The organism is Sphingopyxis sp., from assembly GCF_016463645.1.
Lineage (GTDB): Bacteria > Pseudomonadota > Alphaproteobacteria > Sphingomonadales > Sphingomonadaceae > Sphingopyxis.
The window spans coordinates 1-24555 of record NZ_JAEMQX010000021.1; the positions used below are offsets into that span (position 1 = coordinate 1).

21 protein-coding genes and 1 tRNA gene are annotated in these 24555 nt (G+C 64.7%); 11 read left to right on the forward strand and 11 right to left on the reverse strand.

Annotated elements, in window-relative coordinates:
• The first annotated feature begins 25 nt into the window (after positions 1-25).
• The 3 genes from JHC57_RS06925 to JHC57_RS06935 all read left to right on the forward strand — a co-directional run bounded on the left by JHC57_RS06925 (position 26) and on the right by JHC57_RS06935 (position 4410).
• Positions 26-2308 carry an ATP-dependent helicase gene (locus JHC57_RS06925; RefSeq protein ID WP_294029318.1) on the forward strand — a complete coding sequence of 761 codons (2283 nt, stop codon included), beginning with the start codon at positions 26-28 and terminating at the stop codon, positions 2306-2308.
• 73 nt (positions 2309-2381) lie between these two features.
• Positions 2382-3308 (forward strand): DUF4349 domain-containing protein, encoded by a 927-nt coding sequence (locus JHC57_RS06930; protein WP_294029276.1) that lies wholly within the window; start codon positions 2382-2384, stop codon positions 3306-3308.
• 40 nt (positions 3309-3348) lie between these two features.
• Complete coding sequence (locus JHC57_RS06935) at positions 3349-4410, forward strand: aspartyl/asparaginyl beta-hydroxylase domain-containing protein (protein ID WP_294029277.1); 1062 nt, start codon at positions 3349-3351, stop codon at positions 4408-4410.
• Between the two features lie 108 nt (positions 4411-4518).
• On the opposite strand, the gene JHC57_RS06940 is transcribed toward JHC57_RS06935, so the two are convergent.
• Positions 4519-4594 (reverse strand) — tRNA-Ala (locus tag JHC57_RS06940).
• Positions 4595-4692: 98 nt separating this feature from the next.
• Here JHC57_RS06940 and JHC57_RS06945 point away from each other — a divergent pair.
• A complete protein-coding gene (locus JHC57_RS06945) occupies positions 4693-5709 on the forward strand; it encodes an NADP-dependent oxidoreductase (protein WP_294029278.1) in 1017 nt (338 codons plus the stop codon).
• 15 nt (positions 5710-5724) lie between these two features.
• Here the strand turns inward: JHC57_RS06945 and JHC57_RS06950 are convergent, their stop codons facing one another.
• Positions 5725-7092 (reverse strand): DEAD/DEAH box helicase, encoded by a 1368-nt coding sequence (locus tag JHC57_RS06950; protein WP_294029279.1) that lies wholly within the window; start codon positions 7090-7092, stop codon positions 5725-5727.
• Positions 7093-7205: 113 nt separating this feature from the next.
• Entirely contained in the window at positions 7206-7730 is a 525-nt protein-coding gene (locus JHC57_RS06955) for a hypothetical protein (RefSeq protein WP_294029280.1), read from the reverse strand.
• Between the two features lie 191 nt (positions 7731-7921).
• Here JHC57_RS06955 and JHC57_RS06960 point away from each other — a divergent pair, with 191 nt between their 5' ends.
• Together JHC57_RS06960 and JHC57_RS06965 are read left to right on the forward strand one after the other, a co-directional pair.
• Positions 7922-9343 (forward strand): FAD-binding oxidoreductase, encoded by a 1422-nt coding sequence (locus tag JHC57_RS06960; protein WP_294029281.1) that lies wholly within the window; start codon positions 7922-7924, stop codon positions 9341-9343.
• Between the two features lie 117 nt (positions 9344-9460).
• The gene (locus tag JHC57_RS06965) at positions 9461-10240 is read left to right on the forward strand and encodes a SapC family protein (RefSeq protein ID WP_294029282.1); all 780 of its coding nucleotides are present in this window, start codon (positions 9461-9463) and stop codon (positions 10238-10240) included.
• 87 nt (positions 10241-10327) lie between these two features.
• Here the strand turns inward: JHC57_RS06965 and JHC57_RS06970 are convergent, their stop codons facing one another.
• Entirely contained in the window at positions 10328-10594 is a 267-nt protein-coding gene (locus tag JHC57_RS06970; RefSeq protein WP_294029283.1) for a DUF1674 domain-containing protein, read from the reverse strand.
• Here JHC57_RS06970 and JHC57_RS06975 point away from each other — a divergent pair.
• Complete coding sequence (locus tag JHC57_RS06975) at positions 10593-11891, forward strand: transcription antitermination factor NusB (RefSeq protein WP_294029284.1); 1299 nt, start codon at positions 10593-10595, stop codon at positions 11889-11891. The two genes, JHC57_RS06970 and JHC57_RS06975, sit on opposite strands and share 2 nt — an antisense overlap.
• An 84-nt stretch (positions 11892-11975) precedes the next feature.
• On the opposite strand, the gene JHC57_RS06980 is transcribed toward JHC57_RS06975, so the two are convergent.
• The gene (locus JHC57_RS06980; RefSeq protein ID WP_294029285.1) at positions 11976-13697 is read right to left on the reverse strand and encodes a DUF885 domain-containing protein; all 1722 of its coding nucleotides are present in this window, start codon (positions 13695-13697) and stop codon (positions 11976-11978) included.
• A gap of 128 nt (positions 13698-13825) precedes the next feature.
• Here JHC57_RS06980 and JHC57_RS06985 point away from each other — a divergent pair, with 128 nt between their 5' ends.
• The 4 genes from JHC57_RS06985 (at position 13826) to JHC57_RS07000 (ending at position 18013) form a co-directional block, all read left to right on the forward strand.
• A complete protein-coding gene (locus JHC57_RS06985) occupies positions 13826-15139 on the forward strand; it encodes an MFS transporter (protein ID WP_294029286.1) in 1314 nt (437 codons plus the stop codon).
• Between the two features lie 127 nt (positions 15140-15266).
• A complete protein-coding gene (locus JHC57_RS06990) occupies positions 15267-15935 on the forward strand; it encodes an alpha/beta hydrolase (protein WP_294029287.1) in 669 nt (222 codons plus the stop codon).
• The gene (gene cysK, locus JHC57_RS06995; RefSeq protein WP_294029288.1) at positions 15932-16852 is read left to right on the forward strand and encodes a cysteine synthase A; all 921 of its coding nucleotides are present in this window, start codon (positions 15932-15934) and stop codon (positions 16850-16852) included. The genes JHC57_RS06990 and cysK overlap by 4 nt, the downstream gene beginning before the upstream one ends.
• A gap of 33 nt (positions 16853-16885) precedes the next feature.
• The gene (locus JHC57_RS07000) at positions 16886-18013 is read left to right on the forward strand and encodes a cell wall hydrolase (RefSeq protein WP_294029289.1); all 1128 of its coding nucleotides are present in this window, start codon (positions 16886-16888) and stop codon (positions 18011-18013) included.
• Between the two features lie 228 nt (positions 18014-18241).
• Here the strand turns inward: JHC57_RS07000 and JHC57_RS07005 are convergent, their stop codons facing one another.
• From JHC57_RS07005 to JHC57_RS07030, 6 genes are all read right to left on the reverse strand, one after another.
• Positions 18242-19381, reverse strand: a complete 1140-nt coding sequence (locus JHC57_RS07005) for a zinc-binding dehydrogenase (protein WP_294029290.1) — start codon at positions 19379-19381, stop codon at positions 18242-18244.
• 129 nt (positions 19382-19510) lie between these two features.
• Positions 19511-19912, reverse strand: coding sequence for a hypothetical protein (locus tag JHC57_RS07010; RefSeq protein WP_294029291.1), 402 nt, complete (start codon positions 19910-19912; stop codon positions 19511-19513).
• A 71-nt stretch (positions 19913-19983) separates the two neighbouring features.
• Positions 19984-20736, reverse strand: a complete 753-nt coding sequence (locus tag JHC57_RS07015) for a 3'(2'),5'-bisphosphate nucleotidase CysQ (RefSeq protein WP_294029292.1) — start codon at positions 20734-20736, stop codon at positions 19984-19986.
• 2 nt (positions 20737-20738) lie between these two features.
• Positions 20739-22640: a sulfate adenylyltransferase subunit CysN gene (gene cysN, locus JHC57_RS07020; RefSeq protein ID WP_294029293.1), complete on the reverse strand. Its 1902-nt coding sequence runs from the start codon at positions 22638-22640 to the stop codon at positions 20739-20741.
• Positions 22640-23695: a sulfate adenylyltransferase subunit CysD gene (gene cysD / locus JHC57_RS07025; protein WP_294029294.1), complete on the reverse strand. Its 1056-nt coding sequence runs from the start codon at positions 23693-23695 to the stop codon at positions 22640-22642. The genes cysN and cysD overlap by 1 nt, the downstream gene beginning before the upstream one ends.
• Positions 23628-24530 (reverse strand): LysR family transcriptional regulator, encoded by a 903-nt coding sequence (locus JHC57_RS07030; RefSeq protein WP_294029295.1) that lies wholly within the window; start codon positions 24528-24530, stop codon positions 23628-23630. The genes cysD and JHC57_RS07030 overlap by 68 nt, the downstream gene beginning before the upstream one ends.
• Between the last annotated feature and the right edge of the window lie 25 nt (positions 24531-24555).

Consider the following 24555-nt stretch of genomic DNA (forward strand, 5'->3'; position numbering starts at 1 on the left):
CGATACCCCCGCCTCCCTGCCCGACCTGACCCGCCCCGACCCTTCGGATCCGCCCTATCTGCAGGGCCTCAACGGCCCGCAACGACAGGCCGTACTGACCACCGAAGGTCCGGTGCTGATGCTGGCGGGCGCGGGCACAGGCAAGACCGCGGCGCTCACCGCGCGGCTCGCGCACATCATCGCGACGCGGCGCGCCTGGCCGTCCGAAATCCTCGCGGTGACTTTCACCAACAAGGCGGCGCGCGAGATGCGCGAGCGGATCGGGCGGATGATCGGCGACGCGGTCGAGGGCATGCCGTGGCTCGGCACCTTTCACAGCATCTGCGCGAAGATGCTCCGTCGCCACGCCGAACTCGTGGGACTGCAGAGCAATTTCGCCATCCTCGACACCGACGACCAGCTCCGCGTCCTCAAGCAGCTCATTCAGGCCGAGGGGCTCGACGAGAAACGCTGGCCCGCGCGGCAACTCGCCGGGCTGATCGACAAATGGAAGAACCGCGGCCTCACCCCCGCCGACCTCGATGCCGCCGACAAGGAAGCCTATGCCGACGGCAAGGGCCAGCATTTCTATGCGCTCTACCAGGCGCGGCTGAAGACATTGAACGCGTGCGATTTCGGCGATTTGCTGCTCCACATGCTCGTCATCCTGAAGACGCATCGCGACGTGCTGGAACAATATCAGCAGCGCTTCAAATATGTGCTCGTCGACGAATATCAGGACACCAACGCCAGCCAGTATCTCTGGCTCCGCCTGCTCGCGCAGGCCCGCAAGAATATCTGCTGCGTCGGCGACGACGACCAGTCGATCTATTCGTGGCGCGGTGCCGAGGTCGCGAACATCCTGCGCTTCGAGAAAGATTTTCCGGGCGCGACCGTCATTCGCCTCGAACAGAATTATCGCTCGACGCCGCAGATCCTCGCCGCGGCCTCGGCGCTGATCGCGCAGAACAGCGACCGGCTTGGCAAGACGCTGTGGACCGAACTCGACGCGGGCGACAAGGTCCGCGTCGTCGGTGTGTGGGACGGGCCCGAGGAAGCCCGGCGGATCGGCGAGGAACTCGAAACACTTCAGCATCGCAAGGTCGGCCTCGATCGCACCGCCATCCTTGTCCGCGCGCAGTTCCAGACGCGCGAATTCGAGGACCGCTTCATCGCGATCGGCATGCCCTACCGGATCGTCGGCGGCTTCCGTTTCTATGAACGCGCCGAAATCCGCGATGCGCTTGCCTATCTGCGGCTCGTCCAGTCATCGGCGGACGACCTCGCCTTCGAGCGCATCGTCAACGTCCCGAAGCGCGGGCTCGGCGACAAGGCGCTTGCGCGCATCCACCAGTTCGCGCGCCACGAGCGCGCGCCGCTCTTCCACGCCGCCTCGCGGATCACCGAGACGGACGAACTCACGCCGCAGGCACGGCGCCAGCTCGCCAATTTCGTCGCACAGATGCGGAACTGGCAAGCGAAGGCGAACGAACTGTCGCACGCCGAGCTCACCCAGCTCATTCTCGACGAGTCGGGCTATACGGCGATGCTCCAGGCGGACCGCAGCGCTGAAGCCGCGGGTCGCCTCGAGAATCTCTCCGAACTCGTCCGCGCGATGGAGGAATATGAATCGCTCGAAGCCTTCCTCGAGCATGTCAGCCTCGTCATGGACCGCGACAACGACGATCAGAGCGAGACGGTGACGATCATGACGATCCACGCCGCCAAAGGTCTCGAGTTCGACCATGTCTTTCTCGCCGGATGGGAGGACGGGGTCTTTCCCTCGCAACGCTCGATGGACGAAGGCGGCACCGCAAGTCTCGAGGAAGAGCGCCGCCTCGCCTATGTCGCGATCACGCGGGCGCGGCAGCGCGCGAGCATCTATCACGCCGCGAACCGCCGCATCTACGGCCAGTGGATGAGCAGCATCCCCAGCCGCTTCATCGCCGAGATTCCGCCCGAGCATGTCGACAGCGAGAACAGTTTCGGCGGCGGACAAAGCCTGTGGCGTGCGAACTGGTCGGCGCAGGGCGATCCCTTCGCCCATGTCGCCGAACGGAGTCCCACGCGCACGATGACGCGTGGCCCCGCATGGCAGCGCGCGACAGCGCAATCGTCGACGATCACGCGAGCGCCCGCGCCCTCCGAACGCGGCCCCGCAGCCTCGGTCGGCGCCAAGGCCCGTTCGGACCTCGCGATCGGGATGCGCGTGTTCCACGAGAAGTTCGGCTACGGCGAAATCATGGATATCGACGGCAACAAGCTGGAAGTCGAGTTCGATCAGGCCGGCGGCAAGCGGGTGCTCGACAGTTTCGTCAGGCTCGCCTGATCCATATTGTCTACTTATTCAATTATGATATTGCATCACATGCGGCCATGAGTCGCATGTTGGGAGAGACTTCATGAAAAACAGGCTCTTAGCGGGCGCGATGGCGCTCGCCCTGATCGGCTGCTCCGAAAAGAATTCCGAACCGCTCAACGCGCCCGCTTATGACATGGCGCCCGCCGAGGTCACGGAAAGTGCGGCTACACAGTCTATTCCCGCCCCCTCCGCTGCGCGCAGTCCCGACATCAACGTTACAGCGGCGCCGGGTGTCGCTTTCAATTATGCCTATGCTTTTCGCCTTGACGACAATCGCATCGCCAAGGTTCAGGAAGAACATGCCGCGGCATGCGAAGCGCTTGGCACCACCCGTTGCCGTATCACCGGCATGACCTATCGCCTCGTGCGCGAGAATGAGGTCGAGGCGCAGCTCCTGTTCAAACTCGACCCTGCGATCGCTCGCAAGTTCGGCCGTGACGCACTCGGCAGTGTCGAAAAGGCTGAAGGCGTGCTCGCCGAGGCGCGGATCAGCGGCGAGGATGTGGGGACCCAGATCAGCGACTCGCAACGCCGCAGCGCCGATATCAATGCAGAGATCGCCCGCATCGAGACCCGACTCAGACAAGGCGGTATCGGCGACCGCGAACGCGCCGAACTGCAGCAGCAGGTCGCGGGTTTGCGCAGCCAGCTCGACGGCGAACGCGACACCCGGCGCACCGGCGAAGCGATGCTCGCGACGACGCCGATGCAATTCGACTATGTCGGCACGGGCGGCCTTCCCGGGATCGGTTATGGCAACCCGTTCAGCGATGCCCTGAACATGCTCGTCCGCAGCGGCAGCGTGATGCTGTCGTTCATTCTGGTTGTCGGCGCCGCGATCGTCCCGTGGGCGCTGCTCTTTGCATTGCTGCTCATGATCTGGCGGACGCGTCCGATGCTCGGCGTCCGGAAATGGCTTCGCGGAACAGCAGCGCGTGCCCAAACCCCGCCGCCACCGGAAGTCTGACGCGAAACGAGCGTCGCTTGCAAAGGCCCGGCGCCCCGTTATGCCTGATGGCATGACGGGGCAGACGACATGGCTGGACCAGGCACGCGACGCCCACCGTCGCGGCGATGTCGCGGCGGAAACCACAGCGCTTGACGGTGCGATCCGCGCCGACCGCGGCAATATCGCGGCGCTGCTCGCCATGGCGGAACTCAAGCGTCGGCTCGCCGACGACCGCGCGGCGGGCAGCTTCTATCGTCTCGCGCTCGCGACCGCAGCGCAAGCCGGCGGTGTATCCCCCGCCCTGCATCCCGGTCTCCAGCGCGCCGAGGCGTTTCTGGCGACCGCCGATCGCACCTTTGCGGAGCATCTTCTCGGCCAGCTCCACAGCGCGGGGATCGATCCGCAAAGCGCGGCCCCGCGGGTTGCGGAAGCCCTGCGCATGCTCGCCGGCGAACAGCAGCTCTATCTGCAACAGCCGAGCATGTTCTTTTTCCCCGGCCTTGCGCAGCGCCCCTTCTTCGATCGCGCCGATTTCACATGGGCGGCGGAAGTCGAAGCCGCAACCGGGAGTATCCGCGCCGAACTGCTCGCCCTGACAGCGGACGCCGCCGACCGCTTCGCACCCTATGTCGCGGCCAGCCCCAACCGGCCTCCGCCGAACAATCCCCTTCTCGACAAGCCCGATTGGGGTGCGGCATGGCTGTGGAAGGATGGCGCGATCGCGGACGGGATGGAGGCGCTATGCCCCGCGACGCTCGCGGCGCTCGCGCTTGCTCCGCAGCCCGTAATCCCCGGTCGCGCGCCGATCGCGCTTTTCTCGCGTCTTGCGCCCGGTACGCATATCCGGCCGCACCACGGCCTGCTCAACACGCGCCTCATTTGCCACCTGCCGCTGATTGTCCCCGACGGCTGCGGCATTCGCGTCGGGGCGGAAACCCGCAGCTGGAACGAGGGCGAGCTGATGATCTTCGACGACAGCTTCGAACATGAAGCGTGGAACCGCGGCACGCGCGATCGCACAATCCTGCTTTTCGAAATCTGGCGCCCCGACATCGATGCGGACGAACGCGAGCAACTGACGCGCATCTTCTCGGCGATCGACACTTATGGCGGGCAATAGGCGGACAATATCGCGATCGCCGGATTCACGAGGGGAGCGGCGCGAATCTGGCGCCGGAACGGCAAGGGCATGGTGGCGATTGGCGAGACGATCTGCCGGAAAGGTCGCTGGTGGAGCCGAGGGGAATCGAACCCCTGACCTCTGCAGTGCGATTGCAGCGCTCTCCCATCTGAGCTACGGCCCCGCGACCGGCGGGGTCTTAACGGCACTGGCTGGCAGTGGCAACGGCTTTTCTGACCTTGGCCGTTGTTGCACTGAAAATTTGAGGAATGGGGGATTCCGATGACCAAGGCATGGCATTTGACCAGTCGTCCGCAGGGGGCGCCGACGATCGGCAATTTTGATTTGCGCGACCTGCCCGATGCACCGCTCGAAGCGGACCAGCTCCGTGTGCGGAATCTGTGGCTGTCGGTCGATCCCTATATGCGCGGACGCATGAACGATGCGAAGAGCTATGCCGCGAGCTTCCAGATCGATCAGCCGATGACCGGCGGCGCGATCGGCGAAGTCATCGAAAGCCGCATGGAGGGGTTTGCGCCCGGCGACCTGATCCTTCACATGGGCGGCTGGCGCGATGGCGGCGTCATCGGCCTCGACATGATGCCCAACAAGCTGCCTGCCGAAGCACTGGCCGCGGGCCTGACGCCGCAGACCTTCCTGCACAATATGGGCCTGACCGGCGGCACGGCGTGGATCGGGCTCCTCCGCGTTGCGAGCGCCAGGCCCGGCGATACGGTGTTCGTGTCCGCAGCCGCTGGCGCCGTCGGCTCGGCGGTCGTGCAGATCGCGAAGGCGCGCGAGATGACCGTTATCGGATCGGCCGGCGGTGCCGAAAAATGCGCATGGGTGCACGACCTCGGAGCGGACGCCGTGATCGACTACAAGGCGGCGCCGGTACTTCCCCAGCTCGCCGCCGCACTCGAGCGTCTCGGCAAGCCGGGGATCGACGTCTATTTCGACAATGTCGGTGGCGAGCATCTCGACGCAGCCTTCGCCACCGCAAACGATTTTGCCCGCTTCGCGATCTGCGGGATGATCGACGTCTATAACGACGGCAAGCCGCAGGAGATGAAATATCTCATCCGGTCGATCCCGGCGCGGATCCGCATGGAGGGTTTTATCTACACCGACCAGTTCATCGACTGCATGGAGGAATTCTATGCCGATATGGGCGGATTGATCGCAAGCGGCGCCGTGACGATGCGCGAAACGGTGCGCGACGGGCTGGCGTCGGCGCCCGACGCCTTCCTCGGCCTTTTCTCGGGCGAAAATACCGGAAAGATGCTCGTCAGGATCTGACCGGTATAACGAGCTTCAGTTACCGAAACCGACCGACAAAAAGCCCGGCGTCGGGCCATTCCAGCCATCGTCAGGGCCATCAAGATCGTCATGCTTCGGCTTGCGGTCCTCGCGCCGGGGCTTCGCCGGTCGCGTTTCGGGAGCGGCTGCACGAGCGGGCGCCTTGTCGGGCTTGCTCGCCCCCTTGCCGCCGCGCCCGCCGCGCGAGCGACCGCGACGTGGTTCGGAGGCATCAGCGTCATCGGCCTTGGCGGCATCGTCGATCGGCGCCGCGCCGCCATGCACCGGAATCTTGTAGCCGGTCAGCTTCTGGATGTTGTCGACCGCCTCGTCATCCGATGGCGTCACCAGCGTGAAGGCCCGGCCTTTCGCGCCCGCACGACCGGTACGGCCGATGCGATGGACATAATCGTCGGGATGCCAGGGCGCATCGAAGTTGAAGACGTGACTGACGCCCTTCACATCGAGTCCCCGCGCCGCGACGTCCGATGCGACGAGGATGTTGATCGTGCCCGCCTTGAAGCGGTCGAGTTCGGCAATGCGGCTCGACTGATCCATATCGCCGTGGATTTCGCCCGCCTTGTAGCCGTGCCGCTGGAGCGACTTCGCAAGCTCGCGGACGGTGGTCTTGCGATTGCAGAAGATGATCGCGGTCCCGATGTCCTCGGCCTCGATCAGACCGCGCAACATATCGCGCTTGCCGCGTTCGGAGGTCTTGACGACGAACTGCTCGATATTCTCGTTGCGGCTCGCCGGACGGGCGACCTCGATCGTCTTCGGGTTCGACAGAAACTTGTCGGCGAGCTTCTTGATCGGCGGCGGCATCGTCGCCGAAAACAGCAAGGTCTGCCGATTCGCGGGGAGCTTCGTGCAGATATTCTCGATGTCGGGGATGAAGCCCATGTCGAGCATACGGTCGGCTTCGTCGATCACGAGCAGGTTGCAGCCGGTGAGCAATATCTTGCCGCGCTCGAACAGGTCCATCAGGCGCCCGGGGGTCGCGATCAGCACGTCAACGCCCTTTTCGAGCGCCTTCACCTGATCGCCCATCTGCACGCCGCCGATGAGCAGCGCCATCGAGAGCTTGTGATATTTGCCGTATTTCTCGAAATTTTCGGCGACCTGCGCCGCGAGTTCGCGCGTGGGTTCGAGGATCAGCGACCGCGGCATCAGTGCGCGGGTGCGCCCGTGCGCCAGAATATCGATCATTGGCAGGACGAAGGATGCCGTCTTGCCCGTGCCCGTCTGCGCGATGCCGATCATGTCGCGCATCATCAGGACCGAGGGGATCGCGCCCGCCTGAATCGCGGTCGGCTCGCTATAGCCCGATTCGTCGATCGCGCGCAAAAGTTCGTCGGAAAGGCCGAGGTCGGCAAATTTCATGAGGCAATATGTCCGGAAGTTAAGTGGCGTCGCGCCTCCCACGCAGGCGAACGTTGCCGCGGCCCTTGGGCAAAGGACGAGGAAAAGTCAAGAAAAGCCCGCGATAAACGCGATCAATCGTCTTCGTGGACCGGAACCATCAGGCGGAATTTGTCGATCTCGCACTTTGCGCCGGTTCGGGCATGGATCTGGTCGCGATCCTCGCAGAGCTTTCCGTCCTTGCTGCCCTGCATGTAGAAACCGGCATAGAAATCGAGCGCACGGCACCCGCGGTTGAGCTGCGCCCGCAAGCGCTGCTTCTGGCGCGTGATCAGATCGATACTGTCGCGCTGGACCGCCTGCATGCCCAGAATATTGCGCATCGCCACGCATTTTGGTGCCTTCTTTTCCTTCCAGACGACGGGCAGTTCGGTCGCGCGCCTCGACGTCGAAGGCCCCGCCGCAAAATTGTTCAGCTGCGAACGCTGGGCAGGCACCCGGATGATGAGCTGTTGCTCGATCACCACCTGCCAGAAGGAAGACGCCTGATCGATCGTCGGTACCGCAATCGCGACCAACGGCTCCGGCGCCGCGACGGGCGTCGCGGCATCGGCCGCGGGCGCTGCGGCCGCGAACCACAGGAATGCCGTCGTCAGCACAGCTGCGCTGCCGCCCCTTCGGCGCCCTGACAGAAGATAAAATTCACCCGTGGCTCCCACGCCTAAGCCCGCTGGACGAAAAGGCACTAATCGTCCATCGCCCCCCTTTAACAGGAATGATTGAACATCAAATGAACTGCTGTCACCCCTCGTCCTTGTAACGTGCGGGAAATTTTACGGAGTTGAACGGCATGACGCGCCCGCCATCTGCATCGCTGCTCGCCGCGCTCAGGGATCGGCTGGGCGCGAAGGGATACAGCGACGATCCCGACGCGATGGCGCCTTGGCTGACCGATTGGCGCGGCAAATATCACGGCCGGGCGGCGGCCATGCTCTCGCCGGGGACGATCGAAGAGGTCGCTGCGATCGTGCGCCTGTGCCGCAAGGACAAGGTCGCGCTGGTCCCCCAGGGCGGCAACAGCGGGATGGTCGGCGGCGCGACACCCGACGCGAGCGGCGACCAGCTGCTGGTCAGCCTCCGGCGAATGAACCGGATACGCCATATCGACGAAGCGGCGCAGCTCGCCGTCGCCGAGGCGGGCGTGGTACTCGAGAATTTCCACAACGCCGCCCTGGACCATCGCCTCCGGTTCCCGCTCACGCTGGGCGGCAAGGGCTCGGCGACGATCGGCGGGCTGGTATCGACCAACGCGGGAGGAACACAGGTCCTGCGCCACGGAACGATGCGTGCGCTGGTCGCCGGTGTCGAGGCAGTCCTGCCCGACGGCAGCATCTTCGACGGGCTCGCCGCACTCAAAAAGGACAATCGCGGCTATGACCTGCGTCACCTGCTGTGCGGTGCCGAGGGAACGCTGGGCATCGTCACGGCCGCCTGCCTTCGCCTCGTCCCGACCGCCGCGCGGTGCACGGCATGGGTCGGCCTGGAAACACCCGAAGCCGCGCTTCGGCTGCTGCACCGCCTCGATGCTGCGATCGGGCGCGAACTCGAAGGGTTCGAACTTATCCCGCACGCCTGCCTCGACGCAGTCCTGCGGCATATTCCGCAGACCCGTGCGCCGCTTGGGGTCGCGCAGCCATGGTATGTCCTTCTGGAACTCGCCGGCGAGAGCGACCGGAAATTGCTCGAGCAGCTGGAAGAACAGCTCGCGGCCGCGCTCCAGGCCCGACTGATCGGCGATGTCGTGATCGCCAAAAATGACAGCGAAAGCGATGCCTTCTGGCGGTTGCGCGATTCGATCTCGGAGGCCGAACGCGCCGAGGGCCCGGCATTGCAGCACGACGTCAGCGTTCCGGTCGAGCAGATGCCGGCCTTTATCGCGGAAAATCCGCGCCGGCTCTCCCGTGCCTTTCCCGGCGCCCGGGCGCTTTCCTTCGGCCATCTCGGCGACGGCAACGTGCACCACCATGTCCAGCCGCCGATCGGCATCGACGGTGCGGGATGGCTTGCCGAATACGGCGCGGCGGTGAGCGGGCTTGTCTATTCGCACGTCCTCGAACTGGGCGGCTCGATCTCGGCCGAGCACGGCATCGGCCAGATGAAGCGCGACATATTGGCCGAACTGGACAGCCCCGCACGCCTGGCCGCACTTCGCGCCGTCAAGACGGGCCTCGACCCGGCGGGCATCTTCAACCCGGGCAAGCTGATCGGGTGACGCCTCGGCTACCAGCGCCGGTCGCGCGTCGACGCCCTCTTGCGCCGCGCGGCGCGGGCCAATAAGGCGCTATATCCTTTTCGTCCCGCCCTGCGGGACCCTTACCGGAGTCTAGACATGGCCACCGCGCCCGCATCTGCCAATCTTCCGCTGTTCTACAAGGACCTCGCCCCGCTTTCGAGCGTCGAGCATGCCGATTTCCACGCCCGTCCCCTCGACAGCGCCGAATTCCTGGTGGGCCAGCACGCAATCCCGCTGACCTCGGACGAGTTCGTGTCGGCTTGCCGCTTTTTCCCGATCGTCTTTTCGGCCGGCGACAATCCGGTTCCGCTCGCACTGATGGGCCTGAACGAAGGCATCAACACCTTCGTCGACGACCAGGGCAAGCTGGTCAATCCGGTCTATGTTCCGGCCTATATCCGCCGCTACCCCTTCCTGCTCGCGCGCCTGCAGCCCAATTCGGAAGATCTGTCGTTGTGCTTCGACCCGACCTCGGGCGCGCTCGGCAAATTCGACGAGGGCGATGCGCTGTTCGTCGACGGCCAGCCGTCGGAGCAGGTGCAGGCCGTGCTCGAATTCTGCAAGAATTTCGAGGAGGCCGGCCAACGCACCGGCATGTTCATGGACGAGCTCAAGAAGGCCGATCTGCTCATGGACGGCGAAGTCGCCATCCAGCAGGAAGGCAACGACAAGCCCTATGTCTATCGCGGTTTCCAGATGGTCGACGAGAACAAGCTGCGCGAATTGCGCGGCGACGTGCTGCGCAAGCTGATGCAGAACGGCATCCTCGGTCTGATCTTCGCGCATCTTTTCTCGCTGCAGCTGATGCGCGAAGTGTTCGCCGAACAGGTCAAGAGCGGCAAGATGCCGCTGAACACCGAACTGCCCGCCGCCTGAAACAGACAAACAAAAGGCCGCCCTCATCGATGACGGGGCGGCCTTTTGTTTTTGGCCGTTACACTATCGGCCAAATCCGGTCGTAGCTCAGAAATCGACAGCTACGCCTTTGAGCTCCCAGTCGCCGTAGCGCACCGGGTTGCGCCCGCCGGGCTGATCCCCGGCCTTGTCTTCATGGATCGGCCGGGGCGCCGGAACCGCACTGTTCGTCCACCCCTCGGGCGCTTTCACATGCGCGGGGCGCTTTACAGCACGCGGCGTTCCGCCGATGGTCGGGGTCGGGCTGTTTTCACTCGTCATGCCCGCAATATAGGATTTTTCATGCGCCACGCCAACCACGCCTGTGCCGGTCATGGCTGATCGCCGTCCGCGTCGCCGTCGGTCCGCGGGTGAGGCCGAGCCGCCGGGCATGGCGCCGCGCCGCGCGGCGTTGCGGCTGCTCGACGCGATCTTGCGGCGTGGCGATCCGCTCGACGTCGCCATGCATGCCGCCGCGCAGGGCCTGACCGGCGCCGATCGCGCCTTTGCCGTCGCCATCGCGTCCGAGGCGCTGCGCTGGATGGTCGATATCGACGCGCTGATCGACGGCGCGACGGCGCAAATCCTGCCCGACGACGTCAAATCGCGCGCGGTACTCCGGATCGCGCTCGCACAGCTGCTGGTACTCAAAAGTCCGGGCCATGCGGTCGTATCGACCGCGCTGCCCCTCGTCGACGGCGGGCCGCGACGGCTGGTCCATGCGATCCTGTCCCGCGCGCAACAAGAGGAATGGCAGCTTCCGGCGGGCGCCACGCTTCCCCTGCCCGCTGCCGAACGCTGGGCCGAGCAATGGGACCTGAAAATGGTCGAGGCGGCGGAAGCGAGCTGGAGCGCGCCACCGCCGATCGATCTGAGCTTCGCCGCCGAACCCGGCGCGGACGAATGGCCCGAGGCGCTCACGCTCGCACCACGCCACCGCCGCCTGCCGCGCGGACAGGCCGTCGAGGCGATGCCCGGCTACCGGGAAGGCGGCTGGTGGGTGCAGGATCTGGCGGCCAGCATGCCCGCACGCCTGCTCGGCAACGGCGAGGGCCGGACGGTACTCGACCTCTGCGCCGCGCCGGGCGGCAAGACGATGCAGCTCGCCGCCGCAGGATGGAATGTCGTCGCGGTCGACGCCAGCGCCAAGCGGCTCGAACGGCTGCGCGCCAATATCGAACGCACCAGCCTTTCGGCGGAGATCGTCCAGGGCGATATCCGGTCGTGGGAACCGGCGAATCCTGCCGACGCGATCCTGCTCGATGCCCCCTGTTCGGCGACCGGCATTTTCCGTCGCCACCCCGATGTGCTTCACCGCATCGAACCGCGGCAGATCGAAGAGATGGCCGCGTTGCAGGCCGACCTGCTCAGCCGCGCGGCGAATTGGCTGAAACCCGGCGGAACACTCGTCTACGCAACCTGCTCGCTCGAACGCGCCGAGGGCGAAGACCGGATGTCGGCTTTTCTCGATCGCCACAAGGGCTGGACCGTCGCCCCCGCGCGCCCCGACGAGTTGCCCGATATGATCGCGCCCGACAGCGACGGATTTGTCCGGACGCTCCCCGGCATGCTCGCCGATGAAGGCGGCCTCGACGGATTTTTCGTCGCGCGGCTGCGCGCGCCGTCAAACTGACCTTCCGCGCGAGCGGGACATGAACGTTCGCGCCCGCGGCCAGACTTTCCCGGGAAAGAACTGGCCGCGGATCGCCCGGCTTCGTCAGAATACCGCCTTCGGCGCCGTCTCCTTCATCATCGCAGCACGCACCATCGGGATCGGCGGGCCGCCGTAAGACAGGAATTCGTCGTGGAACGCCTTCCACTTCGTCTTGTCGCCCTTGGTCCAGTCATCGCGCAGCTTGCGGATCATCAGCTTGCCCATCGTGTAATTGAGATAGGCGGGATCATAGGTGCCACGCGCCGCCTGTTGCCGCGCGTTACCTTCGTCCTGATAGCATTGCTCCTTGAACAGCTTTTCCGAGTCCGCGACCGTCATCCCCTTGGTGTGCAGGCCGATCGCCGAGAGATAGCGGCAGTCGCGCAGCAGCGCGTTCGACAGCTGGCCGATATGCGTTTCGGGGTCGCCCTCGCCCAGCCCGGCATCCCACATCATCTCTTCGGTATAATGGGCCCACCCCTCGGCGAAGGCGTAGCCGACGAACAGCTTGCCGAAGATGCTTTCGGCGCGGTTCGAGTGAAGGAAGTTGAGGAAGTGGCCCGGCCAGACTTCATGGACCGAGGTAAACATCAGATCCTTGCGTCCCGGCACGAAATCGGCCTGCGTCTGCTTGTCCCACGCGGGATCGGGCGGCGAGATATAATAGACCGACGGCAGGCCTTTCTCATATGGCCCCGGAATGTCGATATAGGCGCTGTTCTGCCGGTTATACGGCGGCGATTCCTCGACCTGCGCCTGTTCGGTCCCCGGGATCGTCACGATGTCCTTTTCGATCAGGAAGGCCCGAAGCGCCGGCAGCTGGCGCCGTGCCTCGGCAACCGGGCCGTCGGCGGGCTTGTCCGAATTCATCTTCTTCATGCAGTCGGCGATCGTCATTCCGGCGGCATAGGTCGCGCAGGCAGCCTTCAGCGCGTCCTGGTTGCGCTTGAGGTCGGCCTGCCCGATACGCTCCAGCTCGTCGAGCGGCGTGTCGACGCCCTCGTTGGTCAGGATCATCTTCGAGAATTTCTCGGCGCCGAGCGCGTAGCCGTCTGCCGTACCCGGCTGCGATCCGACATATTTCGCAAGATCGGTCATCGCTGCGCCAGCTTTTGCGACGGCTTCGTCGAACTGCTTCTGCAGCGCCTCGTCCTTGACCGACGCAAAGGCGGCCTTTGCGTCGCCGGTATAATAGTCGGCAAAGCCGCCGAAGCCTGCGGTGCCATATTTGACGAAGGTCGCGGGCAGCGGAAGCTTGAGGTTCGCCTTGATCTGTGCCGCGGCTGCCGGGACCTTTTCGGCATAGGCGATGAACGCCTTCATCCGCGTCGTCGCATCGGCATAAGGGCGCGCGATATAGACATTGGGATCGAGCGCGCCGGTGTAGAAGGCAGGGTTCTTCTGCGCGAAATCGGTATCGCGAAGGAAGAAGAGCTGTCCCTGCGCGACGTGGATCAGATAATCGCGCTCGAACTTTTCGGCTTCGGTCATCTCCCCGTCGAACGCCTTGGCGTCGGCGATCGCCTTTTCGAGATAGGCGGCCTGTTTTTCGAGGCCCTCGGGCGACCAGTCGGGTAGCTGGCCGTCATATTCATGCTTGCCCTGATAAACGGCGAAATTGGGATTGAGCGGGAAATAGCCCGCGAGGAACTGATCGCGAAATCCGGTCCAGTTCGTCGCCCCCGATCCTGTCGCCGACTTGTTGTCCGACGCATTGCAAGCGGTCAGCACCAGCAAGCTCGCAGCCATCGCTGCCCCGCCGAAACGGACAAATTTGCTTTTCATTCCAATATCTCCCTGACTCCTGTGTCGACACTTGTGCCAGCGACCCCGACCGATGACACCTGCAAATCGACGAACGGCAAAGCTATGCCATCTGGACAGCAACGAAAAGCGGACTACGGCGATCGGCAATGGCGACGATCCCTCCCCCCGAAGGCGTAGAACCGGTGATGCCGGAGGCGACGCCCAAAGCCCCCTCCCCGCTCAGCTATCCCGACTTCCGCTATTTCTGGGTCGCGCGATTCACCGCAGTGATGGCTACGATCGCGATGGTGGTCGTCATAGGCTATCAGCTCTACGACACCGCGCGCACCGACTATGGCATGTCGATCAAGGAAGCCTCGTTCCAACTGGGGCTGCTCGGCCTGTTCCAGTTCGTCCCGCTTGCGATCCTCACCCCCGTCGCCGGCTGGGCGGCCGACCGGTTCGAGCGGCGCAGCGTCGCGATCTTTTCGAACCTCATCGACCTCCTCATCGCCGCAACGCTCGGGTGGCTTACCTGGGCGGACGGCCTGACCCTGCCGCTGCTCTTCGGCCTTGCCGCGCTCCACGGCGTCGCACGCGTCTTCTCGGGCCCGGCGATGAGCGCGATCGCGCCGAATATCGTCCCGCCTGCTGTCCTGCCGCGCGCGATCGCGATGAGCAGCATCGCCTGGCAATCGGCGTCGGTGGTCGGGCCGGCAGCCGGCGGGCTGATCTATGCCGCACACCCGGGAGCGGTCTACGTCTTCTCCGCGCTTCTCCTTGCCATTTCCGCGTTCACGCTCAGCCGCGTGCGGCCCGTCCTGCCGCCGCCCGCCGAAGTTCGCCGCCACCCGCTTCGCGAAATGGTCGACGGGCTGCGCTTCGTGTGGGTCGAGCGCTTCCTGCTGGGGACGATCACGCTCGATCTGTTCGCAGTCCTGCTCGCGGGCGCGACCGCGATGTTCCCGGTCTTCGCGCGGGACATATTGCACGCCGGGCCCGAAGGCGCGGGGCTGATGCGCGCCGCCGTCGCGGCGGGCTCGGTCGCGGTCGCGGTCGGCCTCGCCATCCGCCCGATCGAACGCAATGTCGGCGTGAAGATGCTGTGGGCGGTTGCGGTGTTCGGTGCCGGCACTGTTGCGTTCGGACTTTCAACCAACCTGATCCTGTCGCTTGGCGTGCTCGTGCTCATGGGCGCGGCGGACATGTTCTCGGTTTTCGTGCGCGGTACGCTGATCCAGCTCAACACCCCCGATCATATGCGCGGCCGCGTCAGTGCCGCGTCGGGGCTCGCGATTTCGGCGTCGAACGAGCTTGGCGAGATGCGCGCCGGCGCGATGGCGGCCGCGCTCGGCCCGATCAGCGCCGTCGTCGTCGGCGGCGCCGCGGCGGTCGGGGTGACCGCGCTGTGGGCCTGGATCTTCCCGGAGCTGCGGCGTGCCAGAACCTTCGAACCGCAGTTCAGGCAAGCGAACGACTAGCGCCGGCACCGCTTGCCGCGCGCACCACTCATTTTACCCGAAAGCTATTGTCAATTTATTTAGTTGAGTTATTGAAGACTCACCCGTCACCGCGGTTCCCCCTCTCTCCCCCGATGGAGCGACCGCCATGAACAATTCGAATATCCGCCATAAAATCCTGACCATACCGGGTCTCTACAACAGCGGCCCCACCCACTGGCAGAGCCTGTGGGAGCGCAGTTTTGCCGACTGCGAACGTGTCGAGCTCGGCAGCTGGGACGAACCGCTGAAGGACCAGTGGGTCGAGCGGATCGCCGACGCGATCGACGCCGAGCACGAGCCCGTCCTCATCGCCGCGCACAGCCTCGGCTGCCACGCCTTTGCGCACTGGTTCGCCGCGGCGAGCAGCGTTGCCCGTGACCGCATCGCCGGCGCATTGCTCGTCGCGCCGCCCGACCTCTCGCAGCTGCGCCGCGACGCGCGGGTCGCGAGCTTCACCGACTCACCCGCACTATCGTCGCAGGTGCCGATGATCGTCGTCGCCAGCGATGACGATCCCTACGCCAGGACCGCGCATGTCTGGCGCCTGTCGCGGCACTGGGACGCGCGCTTCGTCAACGCCGGCCCCTTTGGCCATATCAACGCCGAATCGGGCATCGGCGACTGGCCTTATGGACAGTATCTGCTGGCATCGTTACAACCCGCGCCGACGCCGGTGCCGGCGGACGAGGCACGCTGGCTCCGCGCCGGCGACTGGCCAAATCGCGTCCGCCGCGACCCGCGTTTCGAGTTCAAAGAGAGAGCGCACCGATCATGAAAGCCAATTCGATCCTCGATACCATCGGGAACACACCACACATCCGTGTCGCCAAGCTGTTCCCCGACGCCGAAGTCTGGGTGAAGTCGGAACGCAGCAATCCCGGTGGATCGATCAAGGATCGAATCGGCCTCGCGATGATCGAGGCGGCCGAACGCGACGGCAGCCTGAAAGCCGGCGGCACCATCGTCGAGCCGACGTCGGGCAATACCGGCATCGGCCTCGCGATGGCGGCCGCGGTCAAGGGCTACAAGCTCATCCTCGTCATGCCCGAAAGCATGTCGGTCGAACGCCGCCGGCTGATGCTCGCCTATGGCGCGACCTTCGACCTGACGCCCCGCGAAAAGGGGATGAAGGGAGCGATCGAGCGTGCGATCGAGCTCGTCGAAACGACCCCGGGCGCATGGATGCCGCAGCAGTTCGAGAATGAGGCGAATATCGACGTCCATGTCCGTACGACCGGCCCTGAAATCCTTGCCGATTTCAAGGACAGCCCCATCGACGTGCTGATCACCGGCGTCGGCACCGGCGGCCATATCACCGGGACTGCGCAGTTCCTGAAGCAGCATTGGCCCAATCTGAAGGTCTATGCGGTCGAACCCGAGCTGTCGCCGGTGATTTCGGGGGGCCAGCCCGGACCGCACCCGATCCAGGGCATCGGAGCGGGCTTCATTCCGCGCAACCTCCATACCGACCTTCTCGACGGCGTGATCAAGGTCGACGCCGCCGATGCCAAGGATTTCGCGCGCCGCGCCGCGACCGAGGAAGGCATGCTCGTCGGTATCTCGTCGGGCGCGACACTGGCGGCGATTGCGCAAAAGCTCGGCGAACTGCCGCCGGGTAGCCGCGTGCTCGGTTTCAACTACGACACTGGCGAGCGCTATCTGTCGGTTCCCGATTTCCTGCCGGAAATCTGACTCCGCGCCATGCGCCTTGAAGGCGATCGGGCAGTGCCGCTGCTGCGCGACTGGACGGGCTGGCTGTTCGTCCTGATCGCGGTCGCAGCGGTCGTTGCGGTACTCTTCGCGAGCCAGCCGGCGGGCAATGGCAGCCGCCACGCGCACACACACCCGGTCGCGCCGCCCGCCGATGTCGTCCCCGAAGTCCAGCCCATGGAACTCGCCCCGGTGACGCAGGACGACGCGCGCGCGCAGAATGCCGAAGTCGCGCTGGTCACCAAGGGTTTCGTCGCGGCGCGCCCCTTCGTCTATGCCGGTGGCGGCGACGCAAAAGCTCGCGCTCGTGACTGTCTTGCCGCGGCAATGCTTTACGAGGCCGGCGACGACGCCAAGGGACAGCAGGCGGTGGGTCAGGTCGTCATCAATCGCGCACGCCACCCCGCCTTTCCCAAATCGATCTGCGGCGTCGTGTTCCAGGGATCCGAACGCACCACGGGGTGCCAGTTCACCTTCACCTGCGACGGTGCATTGAACCGCCGCTATTCGGATGCGGCGTGGCAGCGGGCACGCAACAACGCCGATCTGATGCTGTCAGGCGGAACCTATCCGCCGGTCGGGCTCGCCACCCATTACCACACCGACTGGGTTCGCCCCTATTGGAGCGACAGCCTCGAGAAGATTGCGATCGTCGACACGCATCTCTTTTTCCGCTGGCCGGGTTTCTGGGGTACCCAGGGCGCGTTCCGCGGCACGGTGTCGGGGAGCGACGGGCCGGTGGCGAAGCTCGCGGCGATATCGCCGCTGCATGCGATCGCGCTGGGATTGCCGGCCGAGATTGCCGCGGGTGTCGACGCCAATGCCGCGGTCGGCGAAGCACGCGTCGTGACGGGCGCCGGCGAAAGCGCAGGCCGCGACACGATTTATACCCAGCTCGACCGCAAGGCGGCGCCCGAAAGCTTCGTCACCACGGCGCTGCGGCTGTGCGGCGACAAGCCCTATTGCAAGTTCATGGGCTGGACCAATCCGACCCTCAAGCCGGACAGCGACGCCATGAGCGACACGCAGCGCTCGGCGATGAGCTTTTCCTACCTCCGCGACGACAAGGCCGGGTTTGAAAAGGCGCTGTGGAATTGCAGCGAATACAAGCGCGACGACGTGCGCCAGTGCATGAAGCGCTGATTCGGAAAACGGCGGAATTCCGGCTGACTTCATTCGGGAATGGTATTTCCCGCGGTGATAAAGCCACAAAACCACGCATGCACACGTTCGGATTGTGGCTTTTGTGGCTTTAGCCCCCGCCCTCTGCTGCAAACCCCGGCTTTCGCCAAGGAAGCGACAATATGATCGGCCGGGCTCCATCCGCGAGGATGAAACACAGCTCGACTTTGCAGGACGGGCTTTTCTCGATCAGCCGTGCGGCCTGATCAGATATTTCTCGCCCGTACGCTTCGCGTTGTACGCCTGCGCCGTATCGATATCGAGCGCGTCGGTCAGCGAGACCTCGTGACTGTAATGGCTCTTGAAAGTGGTCGTGAGCTCATCAACGACGCGTTTGCGCATCCGCCCCACCGTTTCCATGCCCGCCTTCGCCATGAAGGGCGTCAGCAGGAAGCCGCCGAGAGCCCAGGTCAGTCCGAAGCTGCGCGCCGAGAAAGTGGTCGGCGACAGATCGAGCGCGCCATAGATATAGACCTGCTTGAACGTGTCCGAGCCATAGCGGCTGTAGATCGTCATCTTCCGCACGGCAGCGGCTTCCATCGCGGTCAGTATCTGGCCCGCGAGCTTGCCGCCGCCGGTCGCATCGAAACCGAGCGTCGCGCCGGTTTCGGCGATCGCATCGACGAGGCGCTCCATGAAATCGTCGGCGCCGCTGTTGACGATATGTTTCGCGCCGATGCCCTTCAGGATTTCGACCTGCGCGTCGCTGCGCACGATGTTGACGAGCGGAATGCCGTCCTTCGCGCAAATCTTGACGAGCATCTGGCCGAGGTTCGAGGCGGCGGCCGTATGAACGATCGCGCTGTGGTTCTCCATCCGCATCGTTTCGGTGAATGCGAGGCTGGTGAGCGGGTTGACGAAGCAGGACGCGCCGTCGGCGGGATCGGTACCGTCGGGCAGCGGCATCACCATCTGCACGGGCAGGCAGCGATATTCGGCATACATCTCGCCGCCGAGCAGCGCGACGGTCTTGCCGAGCAGCGCCTGTGCCTCAGGCGTATCCCCTGCCGCGACAACGGTGCCGCAGCCTTCGTTGCCGATCGCGAGCGCATCACCGACGCGGCCCGCCATTGCGCGCATGCCGGCAGGCGGGATGTCGGCGGTGATGACGGGCAGGCCTTCGCGGGTCGAGGCGCGCGCGGTCGACATGTCGGCGCCGCCGAACAGCAGGCCGAGATCCGACGGGTTGATCGGCGCGGCGAGCACCTTCACCAGCACTTCGTTCGGCTTCGGTTTCGGCATCGGACGGCGCTCGAGCGAGACTTCGAGTTGCCCTTCGGGCTTCACGAGCGTCAGCATGGTGAGGTTGGTTTCAGGCAGGTCGATCATCGCACATCTCCCGTATTCGGTTTTTCGATGCAACGGATTAGGGCGTGTCGCACCGGCTGGCAACCGGCGTTCGATCCGGCGACGCTGGCATTTAGTCCGGGTACCGACTGCGGTCGATGCACCCCGGCGCTATGGCGCCGATTTTTCCCGCTCGCAGACCCTGCGGTAAAGATGCTGGTCCGAAGCGGTTGCTCCCAACTCTTCCCAAGGCGAGCTATGGTCCGGGCCTGACACATCGGTGGCGATGGGCTGATTTTTGTCGTCGAATAGCTGCGGGCCGACCATGCGAGCGCCGCGCGTGCCGCAGTTTACCTGAACGACGCCATTCATGGCGACGGCATTGCCCGGCGCACCTTCAGCCTCGGTCATTTCGAGTGAAAAGCCGATTTGCCGTACCTCGTCATCCACCTGACGGTAGGTGTCGGCATAAAGAATATATGTCACGCCACCATCGGTGAAGCGATCAGGATCGGCTGCTGCCGGTGCAAGCGCGATGGACAGCGGCAGAAGCCACGATGAAGGGTCGATCATGCTTCCTCATGGCCTCTGGTGAACGGCCAGCCAAGAACGAAATGTGCGGCCCGCCCGGAATGGCAGCGGCCCTACCCGGCTGGCGAATATTGTGCGGCGAGGCGCAGCACCTCTTCGGCCAGCTCCATCCGGCAGATCAGCAGATCGGGGAGATAGGGGTCGGCACAATTATAGACGAGCGGCGATCCGTCGACGCGGCTGACGTGCAGGCCTGCGGCAATCGCTACTGCGGCCGGGGCGCAATTGTCCCATTCATATTGCCCGCCGGTATGAAGGTAGATGTCGGCCTCGCCGCGCACCACAGCCATCGCCTTGGCACCTGCCGACCCCATGGCGAGCAGTTCGGCGCCCATCTTTTCCGCGACATGGACGGCTTCGGCGGCAGGCCGCGTGCGGCTCACCAGCATTTTGAGCGGGACATTGGCGGGCTCGAGCGGCTTCGGTGAACCCGAGGTCAGCGTCAGGCCCAGCCCCGGCAGCGCCACGGCGCCGACCGTCGGAACGCCCTCTATCGCGAGCGCGACATGCACCGCCCAGTCGCTGCGCCCTTCGCTATATTCGCGCGTGCCGTCGAGCGGATCGACGATCCACGCGCGCCTGTTGTCGCAGCGAACGATATTGTCCTTTTCCTCCTCGGAAAGGATGGCATCGTCGGGGCGCGCGGCACGGAGTTCGCGCATCAGCATCGCATTGGCCCGCGCGTCGCCCGCCTGACCGAGCGACTTGCCGACAAATTTGCCCGATATTTGAAGATCAAGCAGCATCAGCCCCGCGGCTGCGGCGAGCCTTTCAGCGAGCTGTTCATCCGTTTCCCCCGCAGTCATATCTATCCCAGCAAGCGATCGATGATCAGATCCGCCGCCTCTTCGGGCGTCATCGCGGTCGTGTCGATGCGGATCTCCGGATTTTCGGGCGCCTCATAGGGGCTGTCGATCCCGGTGAAGTTCTTGAGCTGTCCGGCGCGCGCCTTTTTGTAGAGGCCCTTCACGTCGCGGCGCTCGGCCTCGGCGAGCGGGGTGTCGATAAACACCTCGATAAACTCGCCCTCGGGCAGCATGCCGCGCACCATTTCGCGCTCGGCGCGGAAGGGCGAGATGAAGGCGGTGATGACGATCAGCCCGGCGTCGCTCATCAGCTTGGCGACCTCGCCTACCCGCCGGATATTCTCGATCCGGTCGGCCTCGGTGAAGCCGAGGTCGCGATTGAGGCCGTGGCGGACATTGTCGCCGTCGAGCAGGAAGCTGTGGCGGTTCATCCGGTGCAGCTTCTTTTCGACGAGGTTCGCGATCGTCGACTTGCCCGATCCCGACAGGCCGGTGAACCACAGCAGCGCGGGCCGCTGGTTCTTGAGGTTCGCGCGCATGTCGCGGTCGATGTCGGTCGCCTGCCAATGGACATTCTGTGCGCGGCGCAGGCTGAAGTGCAGCATGCCCGCGGCGACGGTCGCGTTGGTGAGCTTGTCGATCAGGATGAAGCCACCGAGCGTCCGATTATCGCCATAGGCTTCGAAGGTGATCGGCTTGTCGGTCGACAGTTCGACGACGCCGATGCCGTTGAGGTCGAGCGTCTTCGCCGCGAGATGGTCGAGCGTGTTGACGTTGATTTCGTACTTCGGTTGCTGGATCGTCGCCGAGACGCTCTGCGTCGCGAGTTTGAGCCAATAGGCGCGGCCCGCGATCATCGCCTCGTCGGCCATCCACACCAAAGTCGCCTCGAACTGGTCGGCTGCCTCGGGCGGCGCGTCGGCGGCGGCGATCACGTCGCCGCGCGAGCAATCGACCTCGTCAGCGAGCGTCAGTGTGACCGACTGGCCTGCAACGGCTTCATCGAGGTCGCCGTCGAGGGTGACGATGCGGTCGACGGTCGTGGTCTTGCCGCTCGGCAGGATGCGCACCGCGTCGCCGGGCCGGACCTTGCCGCTCGCAAGCTGGCCCGAGAAGCCGCGGAAATCGAGGTTCGGACGGTTGACCCATTGCACCGGCAGGCGGAACGGCTTGGCTTCGTCGGCGGCGGCTCCGATCTCTACATTTTCGAGATGTTCGATCAGCGCGGGCCCCTTGAACCACGGCGTGTTGTCCGAGAGCGCGGTGATATTGTCGCCCTTGAAGCCCGAGATCGGAATCGCGGTGAAGTTCGTGATGCCGATCTCGCTCGCGAAGGCGCGATACGCCAGCGTGATGCGATCGAACACGGCCTTGTCGTAGCCGACGAGGTCCATCTTGTTCACCGCGAGCACGATATGGCGGATGCCGAGCAGGTGCGCGAGGAAGCTGTGGCGGCGCGTCTGCGTGAGCACGCCCTTGCGCGCGTCGATCAGGATGACGGCGAGGTCGGCAGTCGAGGCGCCGGTCACCATGTTGCGCGTATATTGTTCGTGCCCCGGGGTGTCGGCGACGATGAACTTGCGCTTTTCGGTCGTGAAAAAGCGATAGGCGACGTCGATAGTGATCCCCTGTTCGCGCTCGGCGGCGAGGCCGTCGACGAGCAGTGCGAAATCGATCTCCTGCCCCTGCGTGCCGACGCGCTTGCTGTCGGCTTCCAGCGCGGCGAGCTGGTCCTCGAAGATCATCTTCGAGTCATAGAGCAGGCGGCCGATCAGCGTGGATTTGCCGTCGTCGACCGAGCCGCAGGTGATGAAACGCAGCAACGATTTCTGCTGATGTTGCGCGAGATAGGCATCGATATCCTCGGCGATCAGCGCGTCGGTGACGTAAACAGGATCGGTCATCAGAAATACCCCTCCTGCTTCTTCTTCTCCATGCTCGCGTCACCGCCATCCTTGTCGATGATGCGCCCCTGACGTTCGCTGGTCGTGGTGAGCAGCATTTCCTGGATGACTTCGGACAGGGTCGTTGCCCCGCTCTCGACCGCCCCGGTGAGCGGATAGCAGCCGAGGGTGCGGAAGCGCACCGAACGTTCGACAGGTGTCTCGCCGGGAAGCAGCGGGAAGCGGTCGTCGTCGACCATCAGCAGGAGGCCGTCGCGCTCCACCGTCGGGCGCGGCGCGGCGAAATAGAGCGGGACGATCGGGATATTTTCGCGCGCGATATATTGCCAGATGTCGAGTTCGGTCCAGTTCGAGATCGGGAAGACGCGGATGCTCTCCCCCTTCGCCTTGCGCGCGTTGTAGAGGTTCCACAGTTCGGGGCGCTGCTTCTTCGGGTCCCAGCCGTGGCTCGCGGTGCGGAAGGAAAAGATGCGCTCCTTCGCGCGGCTTTTTTCCTCGTCGCGGCGCGCGCCGCCGAAGGCGACATCGAAGCCGTGGAGGTCGAGTGCCTGCTTCAGCCCCTCGGTCTTCCACATGTCGGTGTGCAGCGGACCATGGTCGAACGGGTTGATCCCGCGTTCCTTGGCTTCGGGATTCTGATATACGATAAGCTCCATGCCGCTTTCGGCCGCCATGCGGTCGCGCAGTTCATACATGGCCTTGAACTTCCAGGTCGTATCGACATGGAGCAAAGGGAATGGCGGCGGCGAGGGATAGAAGGCCTTGCGCGCGAGATGGAGCATCACCGCGCTGTCCTTGCCCACGCTGTAGAGCATCACGGGCTTGGCCGCGTCGGCCATCACTTCGCGCATGATATGGATGCTCTCGGCCTCGAGCCGGTCGAGATGAGTCAGCGTATCGGTCATGCCCCGCCCTTGCCGCCCCTCATGACGGCGGGCAAGCTGTATGGCCTTTCGGGGGGCCAAGCCAGACTTGTGAGGCGCCGGATCATGCGGTGGCCTCGACCTTCGTCCGCCGCCACTCGGCCGCGATGGCGCCGATCGTTTCGAGCGCATGGGCGAGTTGCGGCGCGACCTCGGGCAATGCCGCCCACGCCGGATCGGCGATCAGCCCCAGCTCGCGGCGAAAATCATAACCCGCGACCTTGAGCGGAACGATGCCATCTATCGCGAGCGAGACCGGCGCAGTGGTGATCCCGATTCCGGCGGCGACCATGCGCAGGCAACGCTCGTCGCTTTCGCTGCGCAGCGCAAAGCGCGGACGGACGCCGTGGCGCGTGAAGAAACGGCTCGTCGCGTCGAGAAATTCGCATGAGCGACGCGCGATCATCGTCTCGGCGGCAAGCTCCTCGGGCCCGACCTCGATCCGCCCCGCGAGCGGATGATCCGACGCAATGAACATCGCAAGCGGCTCTTCGTAGAGCGATGTCACATGATCGCCGCGTTCGCCCGCACGCAGCGGAACAAGCGCCATGCTGATGCGACCGCTGCCGAGCGCGGCCCGCAGCTCGGAGTCGCTGTTTTCGATCAGCTCGATGGCGAAACCGGGGCGTAGCGCCGCCGCGACCTGTTGCAACAGCTCGGCCGGCACCGAGCGGATGACTCCGAGCTTGAGCTCGCTCGCATGACGGTCGCTTTCACGGTCGAAATTGTCGGCAGCGCGAAAGCCGCGTTCGAGATCGCGCGCGATCGGCAGAAAGCGGCCGCCCGCCTCGGTCAGTCTGATCTGGCGGCGGTTGCGGATGAAAAGCGGCGTGCCGACCAGCTTTTCGAGCTCGGCGATGCCGGTCGACAGCGCCGGCTGGGTGACGCGAATCCGCAGCGCCGCCTGCGTAAAACTGCCCGCATCGACCACGGCAAGGAACTGACGGATATGGGCACGCTTAATCATAGATTTTACTTATGCCAAACCGTCA

Coding starts and splice junctions, on each gene's coding strand:
- cysN (WP_294029293.1), bottom strand. CDS start 22,640: ATGACCGATCCTGTTTACGTCACCGACGCGCTGATCGCCGAGGATATC.
- cysD (WP_294029294.1), bottom strand. CDS start 23,695: ATGCGCTCGAAACGATCGGCGCCATCGCGGCCGAGTGGCGGCGGACGA.
- JHC57_RS06945 (WP_294029278.1), top strand. CDS start 4,693: ATGACCAAGGCATGGCATTTGACCAGTCGTCCGCAGGGGGCGCCGACG.
- JHC57_RS06950 (WP_294029279.1), bottom strand. CDS start 7,092: ATGAAATTTGCCGACCTCGGCCTTTCCGACGAACTTTTGCGCGCGATC.
- JHC57_RS06935 (WP_294029277.1), top strand. CDS start 3,349: ATGCCTGATGGCATGACGGGGCAGACGACATGGCTGGACCAGGCACGC.
- JHC57_RS06990 (WP_294029287.1), top strand. CDS start 15,267: ATGAACAATTCGAATATCCGCCATAAAATCCTGACCATACCGGGTCTC.
- JHC57_RS06985 (WP_294029286.1), top strand. CDS start 13,826: ATGGCGACGATCCCTCCCCCCGAAGGCGTAGAACCGGTGATGCCGGAG.
- JHC57_RS07010 (WP_294029291.1), bottom strand. CDS start 19,912: ATGATCGACCCTTCATCGTGGCTTCTGCCGCTGTCCATCGCGCTTGCA.
- JHC57_RS06965 (WP_294029282.1), top strand. CDS start 9,461: ATGGCCACCGCGCCCGCATCTGCCAATCTTCCGCTGTTCTACAAGGAC.
- JHC57_RS06930 (WP_294029276.1), top strand. CDS start 2,382: ATGAAAAACAGGCTCTTAGCGGGCGCGATGGCGCTCGCCCTGATCGGC.
- JHC57_RS07005 (WP_294029290.1), bottom strand. CDS start 19,381: ATGATCGACCTGCCTGAAACCAACCTCACCATGCTGACGCTCGTGAAG.
- JHC57_RS06980 (WP_294029285.1), bottom strand. CDS start 13,697: ATGAAAAGCAAATTTGTCCGTTTCGGCGGGGCAGCGATGGCTGCGAGC.
- JHC57_RS06970 (WP_294029283.1), bottom strand. CDS start 10,594: ATGACCGGCACAGGCGTGGTTGGCGTGGCGCATGAAAAATCCTATATT.
- JHC57_RS06975 (WP_294029284.1), top strand. CDS start 10,593: ATGGCTGATCGCCGTCCGCGTCGCCGTCGGTCCGCGGGTGAGGCCGAG.
- JHC57_RS06960 (WP_294029281.1), top strand. CDS start 7,922: ATGACGCGCCCGCCATCTGCATCGCTGCTCGCCGCGCTCAGGGATCGG.
- JHC57_RS07030 (WP_294029295.1), bottom strand. CDS start 24,530: ATGATTAAGCGTGCCCATATCCGTCAGTTCCTTGCCGTGGTCGATGCG.
- JHC57_RS07015 (WP_294029292.1), bottom strand. CDS start 20,736: ATGACTGCGGGGGAAACGGATGAACAGCTCGCTGAAAGGCTCGCCGCA.
- cysK (WP_294029288.1), top strand. CDS start 15,932: ATGAAAGCCAATTCGATCCTCGATACCATCGGGAACACACCACACATC.